Annotated in this window: 18 protein-coding genes; 4 read left to right on the top strand and 14 right to left on the bottom strand. The window is 69.9% G+C overall.

From position 1 onward, the window contains the following. Window positions 1-532: 532 nt before the first annotated feature. The 3 genes from IE252_RS38880 to thyX all read right to left on the bottom strand — a co-directional run bounded on the left by IE252_RS38880 (window position 533) and on the right by thyX (window position 4193). The gene (locus IE252_RS38880; protein ID WP_101390480.1) at window positions 533-2218 is read right to left on the bottom strand and encodes a ribonuclease J; all 1686 of its coding nucleotides are present in this window, start codon (window positions 2216-2218) and stop codon (window positions 533-535) included. A gap of 134 nt (window positions 2219-2352) precedes the next feature. Next, a complete protein-coding gene (dapA, locus tag IE252_RS38875; protein ID WP_190094224.1) occupies window positions 2353-3252 on the bottom strand; it encodes a 4-hydroxy-tetrahydrodipicolinate synthase in 900 nt (299 codons plus the stop codon). Between the two features lie 200 nt (window positions 3253-3452). Further along, complete coding sequence (gene thyX, locus IE252_RS38870) at window positions 3453-4193, bottom strand: FAD-dependent thymidylate synthase (RefSeq protein ID WP_190094223.1); 741 nt, start codon at window positions 4191-4193, stop codon at window positions 3453-3455. A 213-nt stretch (window positions 4194-4406) separates the two neighbouring features. Here thyX and IE252_RS38865 point away from each other — a divergent pair, with 213 nt between their 5' ends. Both IE252_RS38865 and IE252_RS38860 read left to right on the top strand, forming a co-directional pair. Further along, on the top strand, window positions 4407-4643 hold the full coding sequence (locus IE252_RS38865; RefSeq protein ID WP_190094222.1) for a hypothetical protein: 237 nt from the start codon (window positions 4407-4409) through the stop codon (window positions 4641-4643). Between the two features lie 127 nt (window positions 4644-4770). Continuing rightward, window positions 4771-5322, top strand: coding sequence for an SCO5741 family PH domain-containing membrane protein (locus IE252_RS38860; RefSeq protein WP_190094221.1), 552 nt, complete (start codon window positions 4771-4773; stop codon window positions 5320-5322). Window positions 5323-5352: 30 nt separating this feature from the next. Here IE252_RS38860 and IE252_RS38855 read toward each other — a convergent pair whose 3' ends face one another. From IE252_RS38855 to eccD, 6 genes are all read right to left on the bottom strand, one after another. Beyond that, window positions 5353-5796 carry a hypothetical protein gene (locus IE252_RS38855; RefSeq protein WP_190094220.1) on the bottom strand — a complete coding sequence of 148 codons (444 nt, stop codon included), beginning with the start codon at window positions 5794-5796 and terminating at the stop codon, window positions 5353-5355. Window positions 5797-5811: 15 nt separating this feature from the next. Continuing rightward, window positions 5812-6564, bottom strand: a complete 753-nt coding sequence (dapB, locus tag IE252_RS38850; RefSeq protein ID WP_190094219.1) for a 4-hydroxy-tetrahydrodipicolinate reductase — start codon at window positions 6562-6564, stop codon at window positions 5812-5814. A gap of 35 nt (window positions 6565-6599) precedes the next feature. Next, a complete protein-coding gene (locus IE252_RS38845; protein ID WP_190094218.1) occupies window positions 6600-7979 on the bottom strand; it encodes a M16 family metallopeptidase in 1380 nt (459 codons plus the stop codon). Then, the gene (locus IE252_RS38840; RefSeq protein WP_190094217.1) at window positions 7976-10192 is read right to left on the bottom strand and encodes a polyribonucleotide nucleotidyltransferase; all 2217 of its coding nucleotides are present in this window, start codon (window positions 10190-10192) and stop codon (window positions 7976-7978) included. Before IE252_RS38840 ends, IE252_RS38845 begins: the two co-directional genes overlap by 4 nt. Before the next feature lie 275 nt (window positions 10193-10467). Beyond that, on the bottom strand, window positions 10468-10758 hold the full coding sequence (gene rpsO, locus IE252_RS38835) for a 30S ribosomal protein S15 (RefSeq protein ID WP_067164948.1): 291 nt from the start codon (window positions 10756-10758) through the stop codon (window positions 10468-10470). Window positions 10759-10970: 212 nt separating this feature from the next. Beyond that, window positions 10971-12443, bottom strand: a complete 1473-nt coding sequence (eccD, locus tag IE252_RS38830; protein ID WP_190094216.1) for a type VII secretion integral membrane protein EccD — start codon at window positions 12441-12443, stop codon at window positions 10971-10973. 171 nt (window positions 12444-12614) lie between these two features. Between eccD and eccCa the strand changes: the two genes are divergently transcribed. Together eccCa and IE252_RS38820 are read left to right on the top strand one after the other, a co-directional pair. Continuing rightward, a complete protein-coding gene (gene eccCa / locus IE252_RS38825) occupies window positions 12615-16562 on the top strand; it encodes a type VII secretion protein EccCa (protein ID WP_190094215.1) in 3948 nt (1315 codons plus the stop codon). Window positions 16563-16640: 78 nt separating this feature from the next. Continuing rightward, window positions 16641-16874 carry a DUF397 domain-containing protein gene (locus tag IE252_RS38820; protein ID WP_190094214.1) on the top strand — a complete coding sequence of 78 codons (234 nt, stop codon included), beginning with the start codon at window positions 16641-16643 and terminating at the stop codon, window positions 16872-16874. A gap of 85 nt (window positions 16875-16959) precedes the next feature. Here IE252_RS38820 and IE252_RS38815 read toward each other — a convergent pair whose 3' ends face one another. The 5 genes from IE252_RS38815 to IE252_RS38795 form a co-directional block, all read right to left on the bottom strand. Next, window positions 16960-17268: a WXG100 family type VII secretion target gene (locus IE252_RS38815; protein ID WP_190094213.1), complete on the bottom strand. Its 309-nt coding sequence runs from the start codon at window positions 17266-17268 to the stop codon at window positions 16960-16962. A gap of 97 nt (window positions 17269-17365) precedes the next feature. After that, window positions 17366-17731, bottom strand: a complete 366-nt coding sequence (locus IE252_RS38810) for a WXG100 family type VII secretion target (protein ID WP_190094212.1) — start codon at window positions 17729-17731, stop codon at window positions 17366-17368. A 33-nt stretch (window positions 17732-17764) separates the two neighbouring features. Further along, on the bottom strand, window positions 17765-18976 hold the full coding sequence (locus IE252_RS38805; RefSeq protein WP_190094211.1) for a S8 family serine peptidase: 1212 nt from the start codon (window positions 18974-18976) through the stop codon (window positions 17765-17767). 39 nt (window positions 18977-19015) lie between these two features. Next, window positions 19016-20389, bottom strand: coding sequence for a hypothetical protein (locus tag IE252_RS38800; RefSeq protein WP_190094210.1), 1374 nt, complete (start codon window positions 20387-20389; stop codon window positions 19016-19018). A 14-nt stretch (window positions 20390-20403) separates the two neighbouring features. Continuing rightward, window positions 20404-20904, bottom strand: a complete 501-nt coding sequence (locus IE252_RS38795) for a DUF2563 family protein (RefSeq protein WP_190094209.1) — start codon at window positions 20902-20904, stop codon at window positions 20404-20406. Window positions 20905-20942 lie beyond the last annotated feature (38 nt).

Here is a 20942-nt window from a genome sequence, read left to right as displayed (position 1 = left end):
TAATCCGGTGCACACACACGTAAGAGCGGAACAGTCATGCCGGAATATGGCCGACTGTTCTCAGCGTCCTCGCTGTGTTGTTGCCTACCCGTCACAAGGACCGGAAGGACTTTTCAAAGGAACCTCCAACCCACCGAAGTGGGCCGGGGTTGTCAATCTGGCGTTGACTTTTGGCACGCTGTTGAGTTCTCAAGGTACGGACGCTTCCTTTGTTCCCGTTTCCGGGCCCTCCGGGCGCTTCCTTCGTTTCCGACTCTATCAGACTCTTTCGTGTCCGATTCCCGGTCAGCGGGATTCGCTTTCCAGGTTTTCGCTTTCGCGTTTCCCTTTCCGGCGGCTCCGACTTTATCAGAGATTCTGAGTCGGAATTTCCCTCCCGTTCGGTTTCCCTGTCCCCGCGTCACTGACGCGGGCGGCACGTGAAGGTGCCGGGTTCCCGTCTGGAGGAGATGTAAACGTACTGGAGCGGGGCGCCCCGATGCAAATCGAGGGGCCCCGCTCCGGGCGTACGCCGTTGGTGTCAGACGGGTCGTCAGACCTCTACGACGACCGGGAGGATCATCGGGCGCCGACGGTAGGTGTCCGAGACCCACTTGCCGACCGAGCGGCGGATCAGCTGCTGGAGCTGGTGGGGCTCGACGACGCCGTCCTGGGCGGACTTGTTCAGCGCCTCTTCGACCTTCGAGACCACGGGGGTGAAGGCCGAGTCCTCGATGCCGGAACCGCGCGCCTGGATCGTCGGACCGCTGACGATCTTGCCGCTCGACGAGTCGACGACCACGAAGACCGAGATGATGCCCTCGTCCCCGAGGATGCGGCGGTCCTTGAGCGAGGACTCGGTGACGTCGCCGACCGAGAGGCCGTCCACGTACACGTAACCCGCCTGGACCTTGCCGACGATCTTCGCGGCGCCGTCGACCAGGTCGACGACCACGCCGTCCTCGGCGATGACGATGTGGTTCTTCGGGACGCCGGTGAGGGCTCCGAGCTCCGCGTTCGCCCGCAGGTGGCGCCATTCGCCGTGGACCGGCATCAGGTTCTTCGGCTTGCAGATGTTGTAGAAGTACAGCAGCTCGCCGGCCGAGGCGTGGCCCGAGACGTGCACCTTGGCGTTGCCCTTGTGGACGACGTTCGCGCCCCAGCGGGTCAGGCCGTTGATGACGCGGTAGACCGCGTTCTCGTTGCCCGGGATCAGGGACGACGCCAGGATCACCGTGTCGCCCTGGACGATCCGGATCTGGTGGTCGCGGTTGGCCATGCGGGACAGCGCCGCCATGGGCTCGCCCTGCGAACCGGTGCAGACCAGCACGACCTCGTCGTCCGGCAGGTCGTCGAGCGTCTTGACGTCCACGACCAGGCCCGCGGGGACCCGGAGGTAGCCCAGGTCGCGCGCGATACCCATGTTGCGGACCATCGAGCGGCCGACGAAGGCGACCCGGCGGCCGTACTCGTGCGCGGCGTCCAGGATCTGCTGGATGCGGTGCACGTGGCTGGCGAAGCTGGCCACGATGATGCGCTTGTCGGCGTTCGCGAACACCGTGCGCAGGACGTTGGAGATGTCCCGCTCCGGCGGTACGAAACCGGGGACCTCGGCGTTCGTCGAGTCGGAGAGGAGGAGGTCGATGCCCTCCTCGCTCAGCCGGGCGAAGGCGTGCAGGTCGGTCAGGCGCCCGTCCAGCGGGAGCTGGTCCATCTTGAAGTCGCCGGTGGCGACGGCCAGGCCCGCGGGGGTGCGGATGGCCACCGCGAGGGCGTCCGGGATGGAGTGGTTGACCGCGATGAACTCGCAGTCGAAGGGGCCCAGGCGCTCGCGGTCGCCCTCGGCGACCTCCAGCGTGTACGGGCGGATGCGGTGCTCCTGGAGCTTCGCCTCGATCAGCGCGAGGGTCAGCTTGGAGCCGATCAGCGGGATGTCCGGCTTCTCGCGGAGCAGGTACGGGACGCCGCCGATGTGGTCCTCGTGGCCGTGCGTGAGCACGATGCCCTCGATGTCGTCGAGGCGGTCCCTGATGCTGCTGAAGTCCGGCAGGATCAGGTCGACGCCGGGCTGCTCCTCCTCGGGGAAGAGCACGCCGCAGTCGACGATGAGCAGGCGGCCGCCGTACTCGAAGACCGTCATGTTCCGGCCGATTTCGCCGAGACCGCCGAGCGGGGTGACGCGCAGGCCGTTCTTGGGAAGCTTCGGCGGGGTGCCGAGTTCGGGATGCGGATGACTCAAAAGACTCTCCTCACCACACACGCCACGTACCTCTGAGGCACGTGGCGCGCATGACATTCGTGCACTTGCTGTTGTCTGTTTCGTTCTTCGTATTCAGTTGTGAAGTCTGTGGTGACAGCTGTACCCCGCAGGAGCTACAGCTCTACCCCGCCGGCCGCAAGATCGATCTTGAGCTGGGCGGTTTCCTCCGCCGTCAGGTCGATCATCGGCAGTCGCAGCGGTCCACCGGGCAGGCCCTGGAGGGCCAGCGCTGCCTTGGTGGTGATCACTCCCTGGGTACGGAACATGCCCGTGTACACCGGGAGCAGCCGCTGGTGGATCTCGGTGGCCTTCTGGACGTTGCCCGAGAGGTACGCGTCGAGGAGCGCGCGCAGCTCGGGGGTGACCACGTGGCCGACGACCGAGACGAAGCCGACCGCGCCGACCGAGAGCAACGGCAGGTTGAGCATGTCGTCGCCGGAGTACCAGGCGAGGCCGGAGCGGGCGATGGCCCAGCTGGCACGGCCGAGGTCGCCCTTGGCGTCCTTGTTGGCGACGATACGCGGGTGCTCGGCGAGGCGTACCAGGGTTTCGGTGTCGATCGGGACACCACTGCGGCCGGGGATGTCGTAGAGCATCACCGGGAGCTCGGTGGCGTCGGCGATGGCCGAGAAGTGCCGGTACAGGCCCTCCTGGGGGGGCTTGTTGTAGTACGGCGTGACGGCGAGCAGGCCGTGTGCGCCGGAGCGCTCGGCCGTGCGGGCCAGCTCCAGGGTGTGACGCGTGTCATTGGTGCCGATGCCGGCGACGACGTGGGCCCGGTCTCCAACCGCTTCCAGTACGGCCCGTACGAGCTGGTCTTTCTCCGCGTCGCTGGTGGTCGGGGACTCGCCGGTGGTGCCGTTGACGATCAGTCCGTCGTTGCCTGCGTCGACCAGGTGGACGGCGAGCCGCTGCGCGCCGTCGAGGTCGAGTGCGCCGTCCGCCGTGAAGGGCGTGACCATGGCGGTGAGGACCCGCCCGAAGGGGGTCTGCGGAGTGGAGATCGGAGCCATGGGTAACACGCTACTCGCTGCTCAGCGCCCGGTGTCCCCTCGGGGGACGTGGCAGAGGGAGCCCGGCACTGCCTGCTCGGGGGTTCAAGCAGTGCCGGGTCCGTTTGATCAGCCTAGATGAACTTCACGAAACGCCGCAATACGGACACTTTGCGCGCGCTATCCGCACATCTGTGCCCGTGCGGGCGGATTCGGGGCCCTTACGGGGCTACGCGGCCGTTGGCGTTGAAGGCGGCGTAGGTGAGCGGCATGAGCTTCGCCCAGTGCTCCTCCATCTTCTCGCCGACCATCTCGATCTCGCGCTGCGGGAACGACGGCACCTTCGCCTGCTCGTGCTGGGTGCGCAGGCCCAGGAAGTGCATCAGGGAACGGGCGTTGCACGTCGCGTACATCGACGAGAACAGGCCGACCGGGAGCACCGCGCGGGCGACCTCGCGGGCCACGCCCGCCGCCAGCATCTCCTGGTACGCCTCGTACGCCTGGCGGTAGGAGTCCTCCATCGCGCGGTTCGTCAGCTCCTGCTGGGCCTCGCTGCCCTCGACGAACTCGTACTTGCCGGGGCGGCCCTGCTGGACGAGCTTGCGGTCGGCTCCCGGCACGTAGAAGACCGGCTGGAGCTCCCGGTAGCGGCCCGACTCCTCGTTGTACGACCAGCCCACCCGGTGCCGCATGAACTCGCGGAAGACGAAGATCGGGGCGCTGATGAAGAACGTCATCGAGTTGTGCTCGAAGGGGCTGCCGTGCCGGTCCCGCATCAGGTAGTTGATCAAGCCGCGGGAGCGCTCGGGGTCCTTCTGGAGCTCCTCCAGGGACTGCTCGCCGGCGGTGGAGACGCGGGCCGCCCACAGCACGTCGGAGTCGCCGGCGGTGTGCTTCACGAGCTCGACGGTGACGTCACTGCGGAAGCTGGGCTTGAGGTCTGCGGCGGGGGTGTCGGTCACCGGCGGGTCCTTCCATTTGGTGCGGCGGCGACCACTCTACGGCCCGGCACCGACAACGCCCGCGCTGACGATGCGTCACAGAATTCTTCGGCCAATTCGGGGAATTCGGGCACCAATCCTCAACTCCGTGCGTCTGTACCAGTAGACGCACCACAGTTCGAGCACCACACCACAAGCCCGCGCACCACCCCCAGAGGCAAGGAGACGCCCCTCATGTTCCGCCGGCGGGAGTCCGTCCCGTTCACGTTCGTCGCCGAGGCCGACCGCTTCCGCAGCAATGTCACCCCGCCGCCGCGCGAGCGTCTAGGCGCCGGGCGAATAGTGGGCCGTACGCTGGTCGGGCTCACCGTGGTGGCCGGGCTCGCGGGCTCGCTCCTGTTCGGCCTGCCCGCGATGGAGCCGACCCAGTCGCCCGCGCACTCCCAGCAGTCCCAGGCGGACGGCCGCTGACGCTCCCCCCTCGCCCGAATGGCGTGGGAGGCACCCCCATGGCCCCCCGGAACTGGTCGTTCCACCGCCTCCTGGGTAGCCTCACCGGGCACAGCCAATCGAGCGTGCTTGTGAGTGAGGATCAGTCGTGCCCCTGCCCTTCCTGACGGCCGACCGCGCATTCGATGCGACCGCCGACGACGTCGCGCTGCCCTTCGACGACCACGACCACTGGCGGCGGCCCTACCGGCCGGGCCCCTGGCGGGTCGGAGCGGCCGCCGTGCTGCTGCTCCTGGCGTCGTTCGTGCTGCTCGCCGCGGTGATCATCGCGTTCACGGGTGGTCCGGCCGCGGCCCTGGCGGTCCTGGTGGTCGCCCTCGCCGTGATCGCGTCCGCGCTGCGGATGCTGCGGATGGGCGTCTGGGTCAGCCGCGCCGGGCTGCGGCGGGTCCGCTTCCTGAGCACGTCCACGGTGCCGTGGCAGCAGATCGAGAACGTACGGACGGTGCAGCAGCCGGTGCGGTGGCTCGGGCTGCCGCGGACCGTGCAGGGGCAGGCGCTGCTCGCCTCCCGGCCCGGTGGGGCGACGCTTCCGGTGCTGCTCACCGACCACAACGCGGACTTCCTGTCGCGCGTCGAGGCGTTCGACCGGGCGGCCGACACGGTGGAGGCTTGGGGCGCGGAGTACGGGCGCCCCTGACCGGGAGCCGTGCCGCGCGGGCGCGGCGGACTACTCCGCCGCCTCCCTCAGCGTGATCGCCCGCTGCATCGCCTTGCGGGCTCGGGGGGTGTCTCGGGCGTCCTGGTAGGCCACCGCCAGGCGGAACCAGCAGCGCCAGTCGTTCGGGGCGTCCTCCGTCTCCGCCTTGCGGCGGGCGAAGACCTCGTCGGCCGAGTCGCGGTCGATGCGGCCGGCCGGGGTGCGGACCAGCTCGTCGACCGGGAGGCCGCCCTCGGCCTCCAGCTCGGCGGCGAGGGCGTTGGCCCGGGTCACGAAGCGGGTGTTGGCCCACAGGAACCAGATGCCGATCAGCGGCAGCACCAGGACCGCGATCCCCATGGTGACGGTGATCAGCTTGCCGTCCTGGATGAGCATCACGCCCCGGCTGCCGACCAGGACGAAGTAGAAGACCAGGACGGCAGCCGTGACGAAGTAAGTGATCTTTGCGCGCATGACCGGCAGTCCAGCTCAGTTCAGGTCGAGGAAGTGTTCCAGGCCGAAGGTCAGGCCCGGAGTGGTCACCACGCGGCGCGCGCCGAGCAGGATGCCCGGCATGAAGCTGCTGTGGTGGAGCGAGTCATGACGGATCGTCAGCGTCTCGCCCTCGGCGCCCAGGAGGACCTCCTGGTGCGCCAGCAGACCGCGCAGCCGGACCGCGTGGACGGGGACGCCGTCGACGTCCGCGCCGCGCGCCCCGTCCAGCGCCGTCGCCGTGGCGTCCGGCGCGGGGGCGACCCCGGCCTCGGCGCGGGCCGCCGCGATCAGCTGCGCGGTGCGCGTCGCGGTGCCCGAGGGCGCGTCCACCTTGTTGGGGTGGTGCAGCTCGACGACCTCGACCGACTCGAAGTAGGGGGCGGCGAGCTGCGCGAACTTCATCGTCAGGACGGCCCCGATGGAGAAGTTCGGCGCGATGAGCACACCGGTGGACGGCGAGCCGTCCAGCCAGGTGGTGAGCTGCGCGAGGCGGTCCTCGGTCCAGCCGGTGGTGCCGACGACCGCGTGCATCCCGTGGCGCACACAGAAGTCGAGGTTGCCCATCACCGAGGCGGGGGTGGTCAGTTCGACCACGACCTGGGCGCCCGCGTCGGCGAGCGCCTCCAGCTTGTCGCCCCGGCCCAGCGCGGCCACCAGCTCCATGTCCTCGGCCGCTTCCACGGCCCGTACCGCCTCGGAGCCGATCCGGCCCTTGGCGCCGAGGACCGCCACGCGCAGCTTGCTCATGCTTGCTTCCTTACGTCCTTGCGAACACGTACGGATCAGGAGACCGCTTCATGGAGGCGGTCGGCCTGCTTGTCCTTCAGCGGGCCGATGACGGACAGCGAGGGACGCCGGCCCAGCACATCACGGGCCACCTCGCGGACGTCGTCCGGGGTGACCGCGGCTATCCGGGCCAGCATGTCGTCGACCGACATCTGGGTGCCCCAGCACAGCTCGCTCTTGCCGATGCGGTTCATCAGCGCGCCCGTGTCCTCCAGGCCGAGCACGGTCGAACCGGAGAGCTGGCCGACCGCGCGGCCGATCTCCTCGTCCGACAGGCCGTCCGAGGCGACCCGGTCCAGCTCGTCCCGGCAGATCTTCAGGACGTCGTGGACCTGGTTGGGGCGGCAGCCCGCGTACACGCCGAACAGACCGCAGTCGGCGAAGCCCGAGGTGTACGAGTACACGCTGTAGGCGAGGCCGCGCTTCTCCCGTACCTCCTGGAAGAGGCGGGACGACATGCCGCCGCCCAGGGCCGTGTTCAGCACGCCGAGCGCCCAGCGGCGCTCGTCGGTGCGGGCCAGGCCCGGCATGCCGAGGACGACGTGCGCCTGCTCGGTGCGGCGGTTGAGAAGCTCGACGCGACCCGCCGTCTTCAGGGTGCGGTTGCCGTCGCGCGGGGCGAGGGGGACCGCGTCCGTCTGGCTGAGCGCGCCGGCCTTCTCGAAGGCCTTGCGGACCTGGCGTACGACGGTGGCGTGGTCGACGTTTCCGGCGGCCGCCACGACCAGGTGGCGCGGGTCGTAGTGCTTCTTGTAGAAGCGGGCGACCTGCGACCGGGTCAGCGCGTTGATCGTGTCGACCGTGCCGAGGACCGGGCGGCCCAGCGGGGTGTCGCCGAGCATGGTGTGCGCGAACAGGTCGTGCACGCAGTCGCCCGGGTCGTCCTCGGTCATCGCGATCTCTTCGAGGATGACACCGCGCTCGGCGTCCACGTCCTCTTCGAGGATCAGCGAGCCGGTCAGCATGTCGCAGACGACGTCGATCGCCAGCGGCAGGTCGGTGTCGAGCACGCGCGCGTAGTAGCAGGTGTACTCCTTCGCCGTGAAGGCGTTCATCTCGCCGCCGACCGCGTCGATCGCGGAGGAGATGTCGAGGGCGCTGCGCTTGCGTGTGCCCTTGAAGAGGAGGTGCTCCAGGTAGTGCGTGGCGCCGTTGAGCGTGGGCGTCTCGTCGCGGGAGCCGACCTGGACCCAGATGCCGAAGGTCGCCGACCGTACGGACGGCAGGGTCTCGGTGACGACGCGCAGGCCGCCGGGGAGGGTGGTGCGGCGGACGGTGCCGATGCCGTTGGTGCCCTGGAGAAGCGTTTGGGTACGGGCGACGGCCCGCGCCTCCGAGGAGGTGCGGGCCGTCGCCTTGGAGCTACGGGACGTCACTTGTCGGTGTCGTCCTTCGTCTCGTCGCCGTCTTCACCCTCGACGACCGGGACCAGGGAGAGCTTGCCGCGGGAGTCGATCTCCGCGATCTCGACCTGGACCTTGGTGCCGACCGCGAGCACGTCCTCGACGTTCTCCACGCGCTTGCCACCGGCGAGCTTGCGGATCTGCGAGATGTGCAGCAGGCCGTCCTTGCCGGGCATCAGGGAGACGAACGCACCGAAGGTGGTGGTCTTGACGACCGTACCCAGGTAGCGCTCGCCGACCTCCGGCATGGTCGGGTTGGCGATCGCGTTGATCGTGGCGCGGGCGGCCTCGGCCTGCGAGCCGACCTGGGCACCGATGTAGATGGTGCCGTCGTCCTCGATCGTGATCTCGGCGCCGGTGTCCTCCTGGATCTGGTTGATCATCTTGCCCTTGGGGCCGATGACCTCACCGATCTTGTCCACCGGGATCTTGACGGTGATGATCCGCGGGGCGTTCGGGGACATCTCGTCCGGCGTGTCGATCGCTTCCATCATCACGTCGAGGATGTGGAGGCGGGCGTCGCGGGCCTGCTTGAGGGCCGCGGCCAGGACGGAGGCCGGGATGCCGTCCAGCTTGGTGTCGAGCTGGAGGGCGGTGACGAACTCCTTCGTACCGGCGACCTTGAAGTCCATGTCGCCGAAGGCGTCCTCCGCACCGAGGATGTCGGTGAGGGCGACGTAGTGCGTCTTGCCGTCGATCTCCTGGGAGATCAGGCCCATGGCGATACCGGCGACGGGGGCCTTGAGCGGCACACCGGCGTTCAGCAGCGACATGGTGGAGGCGCAGACCGAGCCCATGGACGTCGAGCCGTTGGAGCCGAGGGCCTCGGACACCTGACGGATCGCGTACGGGAACTCCTCGCGCGTCGGCAGGACCGGCACGATCGCGCGCTCGGCGAGCGCGCCGTGGCCGATCTCGCGGCGCTTCGGGGAGCCGACGCGGCCGGTCTCGCCGACCGAGTACGGCGGGAAGTTGTAGTTGTGCATGTAGCGCTTGCGGGTCACCGGGGAAAGGGTGTCCAGCTGCTGCTCCATACGGAGCATGTTGAGGGTGGTGACGCCCAGGATCTGGGTCTCGCCACGCTCGAACAGCGCCGAGCCGTGCACGCGCGGGATGGCCTCGACCTCGGCGGCCAGGGTACGGATGTCCGTGATCCCGCGGCCGTCGATGCGGACCTTGTCCTTGATGACGCGCTCGCGGACCAGCTTCTTGGTCAGCGCGCGGTAGGCGGCGGAGATCTCCTTCTCGCGGCCCTCGAAGGCCGGGAGGAGCTTCTCGGCGGCCAGCTCCTTGACGCGGTCCAGCTCCGTCTCGCGGTCCTGCTTGCCCGCGATGGTGAGCGCCTGGGCGAGCTCGCCCTTGACCGCGGCGGTGAGCGCCTCCAGGACGTCGTCCTGGTAGTCGAGGAAGACCGGGAACTCGCCGGTCGGCTTCGCGGCCTTGGCGGCGAGGTCGGCCTGGGCCTTGCAGAGCACCTTGATGAAGGGCTTCGCGGCGTCCAGACCGGCGGCGACGACCTCCTCGGTCGGCGCCTCGGCGCCGCCCTTGACCAGCTGGATGGTCTTCTCGGTGGCCTCGGCCTCGACCATCATGATCGCGACGTCGCCGTCCTCCAGGGCGCGGCCCGCGACGACCATGTCGAAGACGGCGTCCTCGAGCTCGGTGTGCGTCGGGAAGGCGACCCACTGGCCGTTGATCAGCGCGACGCGGACGCCGCCGATCGGGCCGGAGAAGGGCAGACCGGCCAGCTGGGTGGACGCGGACGCGGCGTTGATCGCGACGACGTCGTACAGGTGGTCGGGGTTGAGCGCCATGATCGTGGCGACGACCTGGATCTCGTTGCGCAGGCCCTTCTTGAAGGACGGGCGCAGCGGGCGGTCGATCAGGCGGCAGGTGAGGATCGCGTCCTCGGAGGGGCGGCCCTCCCGGCGGAAGAAGGAGCCGGGGATCTTGCCGGCCGCGTACATCCGCTCCTCGACGTCCACCGTCAGGGGGAAGAAGTCGAGCTGGTCCTTGGGCTTCTTGGACGCGGTGGTGGCCGACAGGACCATCGTGTCGTCGTCCAGGTACGCGACGGCGGAGCCGGCGGCCTGCTTGGCCAGGCGGCCCGTCTCGAAGCGGATGGTGCGGGTGCCGAAGGAACCGTTGTCAATAACGGCCTCGGCGTAGTGGGTCTCGTTCTCCACTAGCGTTTTCTCCGATACTCATCGTCTTTCGTCCCCGGGCCCGTGTGGCGGGGGACGGGCGGAGAAGCGCTCCTTGGCTGCGGGCCGGTCTTCGATCGAAGCATCCGGGGGCGTTTTCTCCCGGAGGCCACTACCGAGGACCGGCGGCGGGAGGAGCCTTCTCGCTCATTGTGTGTTGCGTTGTACGACCAGACTACTGAGCGTCCGGTACGTTCCGCACGTACAGCAAAGGGAGCGGCCCCCTAATAGGTGGGAACCGCTCCCTTCACGGCGACTTACTTGGCGCCGCCGGCCGCACCGCGGCGGATGCCCAGGCGGTCGACCAGCGCACGGAAGCGCTGGATGTCCTTCTTGGCCAGGTACTGCAGCAGGCGGCGGCGCTGGCCCACGAGGATCAGCAGACCACGACGGGAGTGGTGGTCGTGCTTGTGGGTCTTGAGGTGCTCGGTCAGGTCCGAGATGCGGCGGGAGAGCATGGCGACCTGGACCTCGGGGGAGCCGGTGTCGCCCTCCTTCTGGCCGAACTCGGACATGATCTGCTTCTTCGTAGCGGCGTCGAGAGACACTCGGTACTCCTCGTAGTCAAAATGTGCCACCGAGTGCCCCTGGTCTTTGTCTCAGGGGAGCTTCCGTTACTCGGGAGGCGGGGATCCGCTGGGCGCAGCCCCCAGAACAACCCGGAGGCGCGTACACAAACGGCCGTCACACAGCGTACCAGTACGCGGGGACTCGTCCGATCGGGGGTTCCCGGCGCCCCGGGCGTGTCCCGGCGGCCCGGTCAGCCGCTGGTGAGCGAGCGGGCCCGGTCGAAGACGTCGAGGACGGCCAGGCAGAGCGGGACCAGCGAGAGCAGTACGGCGCCCTCGGCGAGGTCGAGGCTGCGGCCCCAGAACGGCGAGAGGCCCTTCTTCGGGATGATCAGGCCGATGGCGGTGATCAGGGCGGCGCCGGCGGCGACGGCCGCGGAGAGCCAGATCGTACGGATGTCGAGGGAGCCGCGGTCGCCGTAGCGGACGAAGTCGTACAGCAGGTCGCCGGGCGGGTTCAGGGACAGGCCCAGGACCAGCAGGGCGATGGCGGCGATCCCGGCCACCAGGACGCAGGCGACCTGCGAGGTGTAGCGGAACAGGCGGGCGCGCAGCAGCATGGCGAGCCCGGCCATCAGGGCGAGGAGCTGGCCGTAGAGGCTGTGCGAGAAGCCGAGGACGGCGGCGGAGCCGACGACGGTCGCGGCGCAGCCGCCGACCAGGCCGAGCAGCATCTCGTGGCCGCGCCGGGCCTGGGCGGCGATGCGCTCGGCGTCGACGGGGCGGGCGTCGGGGGCGCTGCTGGGCTCGGGGCCGAAGTCGTCGGCGGTGGCGCTGCGCGGGGAGGCGTAGCCGATGGGGAGCCGGGCGAAGCGCGCCGAGAGGCCGGGCAGGAAGGCGACCAGGCCGATGGCGACCGGGGCGCAGACCGCGGCCGTACGGGTGGCGGTGGACTCGGTGAGGATCGCCACGAAGGTGGCGAGGGTGCCGGTGGCGGCGAGGAAGGTGGTCGCCACGAACGGGGCGTCGCCGCTCGGGGTGAGCACGACCAGGGACACCGAGGCGACCAGGACGGTGACGCAGCCGAGCAGGAACTGGAGCTTGCCGGGGCCGTCGCCGCTGTCGGGGCCGATGATGCCGGAGCCCGCGATGAGCAGCAGGGGCAGTGCGCCCAGGCCCAGGGCCACGGCGCTGGCGCGGTCGGAGTAGACCCGGGCCCGCACCCCCGCGAAGGCGGTGAGCAGCAGTCCGGCGGAGCCCGCGATGATGCCGGGCAGGCCGTGCATGACGTGGTCGACGGGGTCCGCGTACCAGAGGACGAAGCCCATCAGGACGAGCAGCAGGACGCCGCCGACCAGGCCCGCCCAGCGCAGCAGGTCGTCGCTCCACAGGTGGCGGTCGCGGGTGACGGCGGAGGCGACGGCGTCCGAGACGTCGTCGAAGACGGCGGGCGGCAGCGACTCGGCGAACGGGCGCAGGCTCAGCAGCTCCCCGTCGAGGACCTGCTGCGCGGCGAGGGTGCGGGCGCCGTCGAGGACGGTGCCGTCGCGGCGCACCAGGTGGTAGCCGGTGGGCGCGCCCGCGGGCTGGGTCTGACCGGTGAGCCGGAGGATCTCCGGATAGACGTCGGCGACGGCGATGTCCTCCGGGAGGGCCACATCGATGCGACTGTCGGGCGCCACCACCGTGACCCGGCAGAAGCCTGTCGCTGCGGTCGTACTCACGTCCTCGGACCCCCTGATTCGCGGTTGCGCACACTGCGCGCGCCACCCTACCGGGCTCCGGTGTCACAGGCTGCAAGTAGGATCACCGTCGCGCGCAGGAAGCCCCCGAAACGAGCGGTCAGGGGGCGCCGGAACGCAAGTGACCGTCCGTATTGAGGGATTGATGCTCCGGTGAGCCAGATCGTCGTCAAACGCCCGCCGCGGTCCTTGCCGCCCGAAGTGTCCTCGGACGAGCTGCGGCTGGAGGCGCCGCCGGAGCTGCCGCGCGGACAGCAGGAGTCGATGCTGATGCAGCTCCTGCCGATGCTCGGCATGGGCTCGTCGGTGGTGTTCTTCTTCATGCCCAACTCGGCGCCGTTCATGAAGATCATGGGCGCGCTGATGCTGGTCTCCACCCTGGCGATGGTCATCGCGCAGCTGGTGAAGTTCCGCAAGGGTGCGCAGGGGCAAATGGCAGATGTCCGGCGCGACTACCTCAAGTACCTCGCCCAGACGCGGCGTGCGGTGCGCAAGACCGCGCGTCGCCAGCGCGACGCGCAGCTGTATCTGCACCCGGCGCCCGAGCAGTTGTGGTCGGTGGTCGCGGAGGGCTCGCGGGTGTGGGAGCGCCGGGTCGGCGACGACGACTTCGGGCAGGCCCGGATCGGGCTTGGCGCGCAGCAGCTCGCGACCCCGCTGATAGCGCCGGAGACGGCGCCGGTGGACGAGCTGGAGCCGCTGTGCGCGGGCGCCATGCAGCAGTTCCTGGCGGTGCACGGGTCGCTGGACGGGCTGCCGATGGCGGTCTCGATGCGCGCCTTCTACCACGTGACGGTCTCCGGCGACCCGGACGCCTCGCAGTCGGCGGCGCGCGCGCTGGTGGCACAGCTGGTGACGCTGCACTCCCCCGACGACCTGATGGTCGCCGTGGTGGCGGCGCCGGGCGCGGTGGCGCGCTGGGACTGGACGAAGTGGCTGCCGCACACCCAGGTCCCCGGCCAGGTCGACGGGGCCGGTACGAAGCGGCTGTTCGGCGACGACCTGGGCGAGCTGGAGCTGCTGCTGCACAGCAGGCTGGACGGGCGGCCCCGGTTCAGCCGGGACAACCAGCCGGTCCTGGACCAGCCGCACCTGGTGGTGGTCCTGGACGGCGGGATGGTGCCGCCGGACTCGGCGTTCGCGGCCGCCGAGGGCCTGCAGGGCGTCACCATCATCGAGGTGGTGCCGGGCGAGCTCGACGAGCCGCGCGGCGGCCTCTCGGTGGTCGTGCGGCCGGGCAGGCTGCGCCTGGAGTCGGGCTTCGGGCTCGCGTACGAGGGCGTGCCCGACCAGATGTCGCTGCCGGCCGCCGAGGCGCTGGCCCGCCAGCTCGCGCCGCTGCAGATGGGCACCGGTGACGACGACGAACCGCTGCTCGCCAACCTGGACTTCACGGATCTGCTGAACCTCGGGGACGCGGGCTCCATCGACGTGGCCCGCACCTGGCGGCCGCGCTCGACGGCCGAGCGGCTACGGGTGCCGATCGGCGTCGGCGAGGACGGCCAGCCGGTGATGCTGGACCTCAAGGAGGCCGCGCAGGAGGGCATGGGCCCGCACGGCCTGTGCGTGGGCGCGACCGGCTCCGGCAAGTCGGAGCTCCTTCGCACCCTGGTGCTCGGCCTCGCGGTCACCCACACCTCGGAGACGCTGAACTTCGTCCTCGCCGACTTCAAGGGCGGCGCGACCTTCACCGGCATGTCGCAGATGCCGCACGTGGCGGCGGTCATCACCAACCTGGCGGACGACCTGACCCTGGTCGACCGCATGGGCGACGCGATCCGCGGCGAGCTCCAGCGCCGCCAGGAGCTGCTGCGCTCGGCGGGCAACTACGCCAACATGCACGACTACGAGAAGGCGCGCGCGGCGGGCGCCCCGCTCGAACCGCTGGCCTCGCTGGTCCTGGTGATCGACGAGTTCTCCGAACTCCTCACCGCCAAGCCCGACTTCATCGACATGTTCATCCAGATCGGCCGCATCGGCCGCTCCCTGGGCGTGCACCTGCTGCTGGCCTCGCAGCGCCTGGAGGAGGGCAAGCTGCGCGGCCTGGACACGTACCTCTCCTACCGCGTGGGTCTGCGGACCTTCTCGGCGGCCGAGTCGCGCACCGCGCTCGGCGTCCCCGACGCCTACCACCTGCCATCGGTGCCCGGTTCGGGCTACCTCAAGTTCGGCACGGACGAGATGGTCCGCTTCAAGGCGGCGTACGTGTCGGGCACCTACCGCTCCGGCGGCCCCGACCTCACCGTGGGCCCGCTGCCGATAGAGCGGCGCACCGCGCTGTTCACGGCGGCCCCGGTGCCGGTCGTGTACGCGGCGCCGGACCCGGCGGCCGTGCGCGGCCCGGGCGAGGACGACGCTCTGGCCGACACGGTGCTCGACGTGATCGTGCGGCGCCTGGAGGGGCAGGGCGTGCCCGCCCACCAGGTGTGGCTGCCGCCGCTGGACGACGCGCCCTCGCTCGACCAGCTGCTGCCGGGCATCGCGGCGACGGCGGAGCGCGGTCTCAACGCGACGGAGTACACCCGCCCGGGCGGTCTGATCGTGCCGCTCGGCCTCATCGACAAGCCCTTCGAGCAGCGCCGCGAGGTGCTCTACCGCGACTTCTCGGGCGCGGCCGGCCACATGCTGCTCGTCGGCGGCCCGCAGTCCGGCAAGTCGACGCTGCTGCGCACCCTGATCTCGTCGTTCGCGCTCACCCACACCCCGCACGAAGTGCAGTTCTACGGGCTGGACTTCGGCGGTGGCGGCCTGTCGGCCGTCGCCGACCTGCCGCATGTGGGCGGCATCGCCTCGCGCCTGGACCCCGAGCGGGTGCGGCGTACGGTGGCGGAGGTCGCGGGCGTGCTGAACCGCCGCGAGGAGTTCTTCCGCGCCAACGGCATCGACTCCATCTCCACCTACCGGCGCCGCCGCGCGGCCGGTGACCTGCCGGGCGAGGCCTGGGGCGACGTGTTCCTGGTCATCGACGGCTGGGGCGCGTTCCGCGGCGACTACGAGATGCTCGACGGCGTCGTCCAGGACATCGCGAGCCGGGGCCTGGGCTACGGCATCCACGTCATCCTCACCGCCTCCCGCTACATGGAGGTGCGCGCCGCGCTCAAGGACCAAATCCTGGGCCGCCTGGAGCTGCGGCTCGGTGACTCGATGGACTCCGAGTTCGACCGCAAGGTCGCGGCCAACGTGCCGGTGGGCATGCCGGGCCGCGGCCAGGTCGCGGAGAAGCTGCACTTCATGTCGGCGCTGCCGCGCATGGACGGCTCGTGCGACCCCGAGACGCTCACCCAGGCCACCGAGGAGTTCGTCCGTACGGTGAAGGAGGCCTGGCAGGGCCCGGCCGCCCCCACCGTCCGGCTGCTCCCCCGCCGCCTCCCGGCCGACCAGCTGCCGAAGGGCTTCGAGTACCCGCAGCACGGTGTGGCGATCGGCATCGACGAGACCAATCTGGAGCCGGTGTTCGTCGACTTCGAGACCGACCCGTTCTTCCTGGTCTTCGGCGAGAGCGAGTCGGGCAAGACGGCGCTGCTTCGCCACCTCGCCCAGAAGATCTCCGAGCGGTACTCGCCGGACGAGGCGAAGATCGTGGTCGGCGACTACCGCCGCTCGCTCCTGGACGTGGTCCCGGACACGCATCTCCTTGAGTACGCGCCGCTGGCCAGCGCGCTCGAGATGCACATGAACGCGCTCGCGGACCTGATGGTGCGCCGCCAGCCCCCGGCGGACGTGACCCCGCAGCAGCTGCGCGACCGCTCCTGGTGGACCGGCCCGCAGGTCTTCATCATCATCGACGACTACGAGCTGGTGTCGACGAACGCGGGCAACCCGCTGTCGGTGATGGTGGAGAACCTGCCGTTCTCCCGCGACGTCGGCGTCCGCTTCATCATCGCCCGCAGCTCGGCGGGCGCATCGCGCTCGATGTACGAGACGTTCATGCAGCGCATCAAGGAGCTCGGCGCGCAGGGCGTGGTCCTGTCCGGCGACCCGAACGAGGGCGATGTGCTGGGCAACGTCCGGCCTCGCCCGATGCCGCAGGGCCGCGGCTACTTCGTCTCCCGCAAGCGCGGCACCCCGCTGGTGCAGCTGGGCTGGCTCCCGGAGCAGTGACAGTAGGAGGAACGGGCGGTGCGAGCCGCCCGCTCCAACTACGCTGACAGGCACTGAACTTCGAAGGGAACGTGCTACATGGGCAGCGAACGTGAGAAGGAAGAGCTGTACGCCCTGGACATCACGGGCGTGGAGTGGGTGAGCGCGCCCGGCACCGAGGAGGCGGAGGAGCGGGTGGAGATCGCCCATCTGCCCGGCGGCGCCGTCGCGATGCGGTCGTCCCTCGACCCGGACACCGTGCTGCGGTACACGGAGGCGGAGTGGACGGCGTTCGTCCTGGGGGCCAGGGACGGCGAGTTCGACCTGCGCTGAGCGCTCGCGCGGCGTTCCAGTACATACGGAAGGGGGTCACGCCCGACGCGGGCGTGACCCCCTTTCCCTGTGCCTGTCCCCGGGATCAGTAGCTCTCGGTGAACAGCCGCGACGCCTTGAGGTCGGTCGCGTGGTAGCTCTCCTTGCCGGTCTCGATCGTCTTGGCGATCTTCTCCAGCGTCATCTGGATGTCGTGCGCGTCGGCCCGGTAGTCCTTCTGGACCTTCAGGTACTGGCCGTGCGCCTCGCCGTCCCAGGTGTTGGCGACGACGTTGACCGCCGCCTCCATGCGCCCGAGGTCGTCCGTGATGCGCTTGGAGATGGCGCGGATGCTGTTCGCGATCTCCTGGACGTTCTCATACCGAATCTTGAGGTCGGGACCCAAGTCGCCCATGTCTGCTCCTCGTGAAGTCTGAACTGCTGGATGCGTACGTACGCGGATGACCCGCGGCGCGTGCGTGCGGCGCCGGCCGGGTGCCTTGCGGCAGTGCCTAGAGGTTGTTCAGGCCGGAGGTGTTGGGCACGCCGCCGCTGGCGGCGCCGCCCTCCGCGTTGAGCGCCCGGAACGCGGCGTCGACCTCCGCGTCGTTCTCCTGGTTGAGGTTCTTCGTACCGATCACGGCGTTGTACAGGACGTCCAGCTTGCGGCGGATGTCGTCGTGGCGCCGGTTCAGCGTGTCCTGGGCGGTCACGAACTGGTTGGCACCGGAACCGGTCCAGCCGGCCCCGACCGTGGCGATCGCGTCGGCCAGGACGCGGATCTGCTGGCTCATGTCGTGGGCGGTTTCCTCAATGGCGTTCTTGGCCTTGGTGACGGCCTCGTAGCCAATGCTCTGACCACCGGGGTTGGAGCTCATTGTCTTCCCTCTCGTGAGTGTCCGAGCGAGTGATCACGCTCGCTTGTTGCGTACACGTACCGCCGCGACGGCGCCGCCGATGAGGACGACGAGCGCGGCGATGATGGCGATGACGGTCCAGGGCGCGGAGTCCTTGTCCTCGGACTCCGCGTCCGCGGCCTTACCGGCCTGCGGCTTCTCCTGGTCGCCACTGCCTGCCCCCTTGTCTGCTGTGTCTGCGGGAGAGGGGGAAGTCGTGGCTGCGCCGCCTCGGGCGGCGAGCAGCGGATTCACGTCTGCGGGGCCCGGGTTGCCGTTCCCCTTGAGGAGGACCTGGGCGGGGCGGACGGTGCCGTAGCCGATGTACTGGCTGGGCACCTTGCCGTTGTGCCCGGCGGTCTCCATCATCACGCGCAGCACCTGGTTGCCGGTCCAGTCGGGGTGGGCGGACCAGATGAGGGCGGCTGTGGCGGAGGTTAGGGCGGTGGCTTGGCTGGTGCCGTGGGAAGCGCAGTACCCGGCGCCACGCGTGCAGTACCCGGGGATCTCATCGCCCGGGGCCGCGAGCCCCACGCCTGCACCGTGGTTGGACCACTGCGCGACCTTGCCCTTGGAGTCGATGGCACTCACCGCGACGACACCGGGGTACGCCCCTGGGTGGTCGATGCGGTCGAGTTCGTCGTTGCCCGCTGCCGCAAAGATCAGCTTGCCCTTCTTGAGGGCGTAGTCGACCGCCGACTTGAGTTCGGCGTCCTCGGCGCCGTTGGGCGAGCCGCCCAACGACACACTGATGATCTTGGCCTCGGTGTCCGCGGCGGCGCGAATGCCCAGCGAGACGACCTTCAGCCCCGGCAGGACGTTCTCGTAGGCCTTCACCGGAAGGACCTTGGCCCCGGGAGCGAGCCCCTTGACCCCGCCCTGCGCACCGCTGCCCGCGATGAGCAGCCCCATGTTCGTCCCGTGCCGGTTGGTGTCCTCGCGGGCACTCTTCGCCGGCTGGTCGATGTTCTTGCCCGGCAGGACACGGCCCTTGAGTTCCGGAACGGTGTCGTCGACACCGCTGTCGACGACCGCCACCGTGACCCCGGAACCGGTGCTGACCTTCCACATGGCGTCCGCGTCCATCGCGTCCAGGTACCACTGCTTGGACCGCATGTCGTCGGCCAGCGCCGTCGGCGCGGTGCCGACGCAGCAGGCCAGCGCGGCAGCCACCGCGGCACCGAGAAGTGCCGAGCGGCTGCGCACCGAGCGGGCTGAGCTGAACATGGGACTGCGGACTCCTTGAGCGGCGATGGTTTGCGTACGTCAGTCGACCACCGGCGGGACGACCTTGCGGTGGTCCATCGCCCACGTCTCCTCGTCCTCGACCAGGTAGTCGGGGGCCTCGGAAGAAGTGGAACGACGCCGGTCCGTGCCTCGCTTGTTGCCGTTCACCAACCCCGTACCACCGGGGGTGAATTCACCACGCCCGCCGAGAGACGCACGCGGGGCCCCAACAGTTCCACCCGGCTCGGAAGCCAGCCTGCGACCGCCCATGCCCGTCGCGCCACGCGCCTGGCCGCCGGGGCCGTGGCCCATACCGCCGCCCATGGGCCCACGGCCCATACCGGTTCCGGCGCGCTCCTCGCCGACGACCGTGCCCATCGGAAGCCGGGGCGTCGAGCCACGGCCGGTCATCGGTGTGGGACGCCCGCCGCTGATGCCCTCGGGGGTGATACCGCGCGTGGTGCCCGGCGGACCACTCGGACGAGCGATACCCGGACCGCGCAGACCGCCCGTCGAACGACCGGTGGCCGGTCCCTCGCCGGGCACACGGGTCGTCGTGGTCGGCCGCTCCAGACCGCTCTTGCCGAGCGGACCCGGCAGGACGGGAGGCGGGGTGAGAACAGGCGTCGGTCCGACATGTGTCGGAGTGGGAACGGCAGGCCCAGTGGGCCGCGTCGTGGTCTCCGGGGGCGGAGTCATGGTGACGGAGTCGATGGAGGTTCCCACCGGCTGGTGCACACCGGAAGGTGCCGTAACCGCCGAGCCGGGGGTCACTGTCGCGTTACCAGCCGTGGTGTGGTGCCCCGTTGAGCCGGAAGGCGCGTAGGACGCCCCGCCCACGACACCGCCGCTACCGCTGTGCGCGGCGGAGGGGCCGCCGCCGTAGGACGAACTCGTCCCGTAGGCGGACTCGTCGCCACTGCGCTGGACCGGCAACGGCGCAAACTTAGGCTCAGGCTGCGCCGAAATCCGATCCTTCGACGTGTTGTAGAACGACGCCAGCCGATTCAGCGCATTGATCGCCTCGTTCGTCTTCGGCCCCACCGCCTTCAGGCGGGCCTTCTCCTTCTCCGGGTCGGCGTAGCACATGCCGTCCGACGCCGGGACCGCCGCCTTCGCCTCGGTCAGGGCCTGGCCCGCGCGGGCCATCTCCTGGCCGACGGCCCCGGCGTACTCGCTCAGCACCAGCGTTTCCGAGATCATGCCGCGGCCCCACTCGCGGAACGCGTCGCCACCGGCGCCGTGCCACTTGACCTGGTCGATGTACCAGCGCAGGTCCCGCGCGATGTCCGCGATGTCGGGCGCCGCGGCGGCCAGCGTCTCGGCCGCGCCGGTCAGTTCGCCCGGCTTGGCCGAGGCCAGCATCGCGTTGAGGGCTTCGAGGGTCATGCCCTCGAACTCGTCCGTCGCCATCGTTGTGCCCCCCTTTACTTCAGGCCGCCGGAGTCGGCGTCGTTGCCCTTGGCGGGCGGCTGCTTCGTACCCGGATTCGCACCCGGACCCTGGTCTCCCGGCTTCGTACCGGCCGCCGGAGTCTCGTAGTACTTCTCCGTCTCCTTGCGGATGGCCTGGTAGCGGTGGGCCTCGTCCACGTCGATGCCGCCGTAGCCCTTGTCCGCGATGTGCACCGCGATGCCCATGCCCTCGATCTGCTCACCGAAGATCTTGGTGAGCCGCTCCAGGTTCGTACGGACCTTGTCGTACGCCTTGTGCAGCTCGTCCGCGGCCGCGAACCCCTTGCCGTACGCCTCGGGCTGCACCCGCTGGTCGGCGATCTTGGTGTGGCGGGCCGGGGACTTGTCCAGGCTGCGCAGCAGTTCCTCCATGCGGCCCTTGAAGTCGGCGAGGCTCACCCCGTCGACGCCGAGGTCCGGCTTTCCGCCGCCGTTGCCCTTGCCGCCGTTGCCGCCACCGTTCGGCTCGGCCACTGTTCCTCCCCGTGAATCCCCGTCGACACCGCTGTGCC

Origin of the sequence: Streptomyces melanogenes (assembly GCF_014649795.1) — a bacterium.
In the GTDB taxonomy this organism is placed as follows: Bacteria; Actinomycetota; Actinomycetes; order Streptomycetales; family Streptomycetaceae; genus Streptomyces; species Streptomyces noboritoensis.
This window is presented reverse-complemented; position numbering and strand designations above follow the sequence as displayed.

Coding starts and splice junctions, on each gene's coding strand:
- IE252_RS38855 (WP_190094220.1), bottom strand. CDS start 5,796: ATGCGCGCAAAGATCACTTACTTCGTCACGGCTGCCGTCCTGGTCTTC.
- IE252_RS38805 (WP_190094211.1), bottom strand. CDS start 18,976: ATGTTCAGCTCAGCCCGCTCGGTGCGCAGCCGCTCGGCACTTCTCGGT.
- IE252_RS38865 (WP_190094222.1), top strand. CDS start 4,407: ATGTTCCGCCGGCGGGAGTCCGTCCCGTTCACGTTCGTCGCCGAGGCC.
- dapA (WP_190094224.1), bottom strand. CDS start 3,252: ATGGCTCCGATCTCCACTCCGCAGACCCCCTTCGGGCGGGTCCTCACC.
- IE252_RS38815 (WP_190094213.1), bottom strand. CDS start 17,268: ATGGGCGACTTGGGTCCCGACCTCAAGATTCGGTATGAGAACGTCCAG.
- IE252_RS38810 (WP_190094212.1), bottom strand. CDS start 17,731: ATGAGCTCCAACCCCGGTGGTCAGAGCATTGGCTACGAGGCCGTCACC.
- IE252_RS38800 (WP_190094210.1), bottom strand. CDS start 20,389: ATGGCGACGGACGAGTTCGAGGGCATGACCCTCGAAGCCCTCAACGCG.
- IE252_RS38820 (WP_190094214.1), top strand. CDS start 16,641: ATGGGCAGCGAACGTGAGAAGGAAGAGCTGTACGCCCTGGACATCACG.
- dapB (WP_190094219.1), bottom strand. CDS start 6,564: ATGAGCAAGCTGCGCGTGGCGGTCCTCGGCGCCAAGGGCCGGATCGGC.